The sequence below is a fragment of the Microcystis sp. LEGE 00066 genome, from assembly GCF_015207925.1.
GTDB classification, from domain to species: domain Bacteria; phylum Cyanobacteriota; class Cyanobacteriia; order Cyanobacteriales; family Microcystaceae; genus Microcystis; species Microcystis ichthyoblabe_A.
The window spans coordinates 1-2,716 of record NZ_JADEVX010000315.1 but is presented as its reverse complement, the minus strand read 5'-3'; the positions used below and the strand labels follow the sequence as shown (position 1 = coordinate 2,716).

The window sequence follows — 2,716 nt, the reverse complement described above, 5'->3', positions numbered from 1 at the left end:
TCCTGTAAATATCGGAATCGTCGTCGAAGATATAGTTTAAGAGTTAACTTGTTGGCGGCTATTTATAACTGTGAGTTAGGGATAGGTATAGCAGCTTCTTAAAAGTTGCCTAAAGATTAATCAAGTCAAGGAGAATTTATTCTCAATTTTTATAATTGAGATAGTTTGTGCCGCTTAAATAAAGAGGTTTTGATAACCAAATTAAAGCAGCTCTAAAGAGTTTTGAGTTAAAAGTTAAACTTCAAGTTTTCATTCAGGACGAATGTACTGATTAACTAATTTTTTTGGGAAAATTAGTTGGCCCATTATTATAACATATAATTAATTTGCAAGAGTTCTAGTTTCACCGATAGGTTATTGCCCGAATGCTTCGCCCCTACAGGACGCGGGCCGATGAAGACGCAAGGTTTGGAAGCACGATTCTCTCAAAATCTTGCACCTGTTTCGCCAGAAAAGCCACAAAACCCTTAGCTTGCCTACATTTCACATTTATTCAGCAAACCCTAATTAATACAAAGTTGGGGTGCTTTAATTTAAGCAATAACACACCCTAACCTTGTATTAATGCAAGAAATGACGAATGCCTGTTAAGACCATAATTAAACCTAACTCATTAGCGGCATTAATCGAATCCTGATCTTTTAAAGAACCTCCGGGTTGAACAATTGCCTCGATACCAAACTGGGCCGCCGTGCGAACAGAATCATCAAAGGGGAAAAAGCCATCACTAGCTAAATAGCCACCTTTAGCCGCTTCCCCTGCTTGTTCAAGGGCAATTTTCGCCGAACCAACGCGATTCATTTGCCCCGCACCAACGCCTAAAGTAGTTTGATTTTTTGTCACCACAATAGCGTTAGATTTAACGTGTTTAGATACTTTCCAAGCAAACAGTAATTCCGCTAATTGTGCGGCAGTGGGTTGTTTTTCTGTCACCACGCGCCAATCATCTGGAGTTTCTACCAGATCATCGGCCGCTTGTACTAGAAAACCGCCCGCGATAACTTTTACTGTTTGTTTTTCTCCCCTGCTTAAATCCGGCAGCAATAAAATCCGCACTTTTGACTTTTTAGCGAGGATATCCCGGGCGACCGGGCTACAATCGGGGGCTACCACGCATTCTAGGAAGGTTTTCGTTAATTCTTTAGCGGTTGCTTCATCTATGGCTTGATTTAGGGCAACAATACCCCCAAAAGCGGAGGTAGCATCGGCATGAAAAGCTTTAGTATAAGCTTCCACTAAACTACCACCGATCGCCACACCACAGGGATTAGTGTGTTTCAAGATAGCGGCGGCCGGTTCTTCCCTGCCGAATTCGGCGATTAAACGGCGGGCTGCTTCCAAATCGACTAAATTGTTATAACTTAGTTCTTTTCCCTGTAATAAGGTCGCTTTTCCCCAACCTTGAGCCATTGTACCGCTGCCGTACCAAGTGGCACTTTGGTGGGGATTTTCGCCGTAACGCAGGGTTTGCAGGGCATTTCCCGCCAAATTAAAGCGAGTCGTTTCCCCGTTTAAGCTGGCGAAATAGGATGCGATCGCACCATCGTAGGCATTGGTTAAAGCGAAGGTTTCCCCCGCCATTTTTTGACGGAATTCCAGGGAGATTTCACCGTTATTTTGCCGTAATTGGCTTAAATACTGCTCGTAATACTTGGGGTTACTGATGACAGTCAAATGGGCGAAATTTTTAGCCGAGGCGCGTAACATCGCCGGACCACCGATATCGATTTGTTCGATCGCCTGAGCGGTGGTAACATCAGGATTAGCGATCGTCTGTTCAAAGGGATAGAGATTAACCACCACCAAATCAAAAGGACGAATTTGATTAGCCTCCATTTCCGCTAAATCTGACTGCCAATCCCGTCTAGCCAAAATACCGCCATGGATGCGAGGATGGAGAGTTTTCACCCTTCCGCCCAAGATTTCAGGAGAGCCTGTGTATTCTCCCACTTTTATCACGGGAATTCCCGCCGATTGCAGTGTTTTGGCGGTTCCTCCACTGCTAATAATTTCAAAATCAAACTCTTCTGTTAGTTGACGGGCAAAGTCAACTATTCCGGTTTTGTCAGTCACGCTGATCAGCGCTAAACGTCCCATAGTAGTGATCTATAAGCAACCATTTCAGTATATCTCAGTCCTAACCCGTTAAAAATTAAAAAAAGTAGGTTAGTAAATAATCAGCGACTTCTATATTTTCCTCTCTCAAATATCAACTTATGCTAGGGAAAAAATTGTAACTCTTATTACCTAGAGATTTTCTACTTAGTTTTAGATTCTGATGCCAAATCTATTTTTAATAGTATGATTAATCCCCAATCCAACTTTAAAAACCCAGTTATACTAAATCTGGTTATTAAAGACCGATTATCTATTCCCCCTTTTGCCTCTTGCCTCTTGCCTCTTGCCTATGCTTATAAGTAGCCTATACTCAACGGATTTAGTATAACTGAATAGTTCTAAGCTGTACTGAATTTAAACTGCGTATTGAAAATTTTAGTACAAATCCTCACACTACTTCTCCCTGCTTCCCTTCTTCTTCTTCAATTTAAGCGCACGGTGAGGAATCAGGTTTCAGAAAACCCCTTGACAACGTGAGTTCGACGAAATTCAACCCATTGAAATCCATGCACAGTGAGACTTACAGCCTAGCTATCCTAGAAAAACTCTGTCAATTAGCCAGTCTTAATGACAAAGAGACGGCGATCGCTGTCGGAAA

General features: G+C 42.2%; 1 protein-coding gene and 1 pseudogene. One reads left to right on the top strand and one right to left on the bottom strand.

Annotated features, from left to right (window positions below; all coding sequences use genetic code 11):
- Positions 1–102, top strand: a pseudogene (locus tag IQ224_RS22985) (IS5/IS1182 family transposase); the annotation flags it as partial.
- A gap of 459 nt (positions 103–561) precedes the next feature.
- Here IQ224_RS22985 and purH read toward each other — a convergent pair.
- Positions 562–2,097, bottom strand: coding sequence for a bifunctional phosphoribosylaminoimidazolecarboxamide formyltransferase/IMP cyclohydrolase (purH, locus tag IQ224_RS22980; protein ID WP_002745648.1), 1,536 nt, complete (start codon positions 2,095–2,097; stop codon positions 562–564).
- Between the last annotated feature and the right edge of the window lie 619 nt (positions 2,098–2,716).

Excerpts from the sequence above, each read along its gene's own strand:
- purH (WP_002745648.1), bottom strand. The coding sequence starts at position 2,097 with ATGGGACGTTTAGCGCTGATCAGCGTGACTGACAAAACCGGAATAGTT.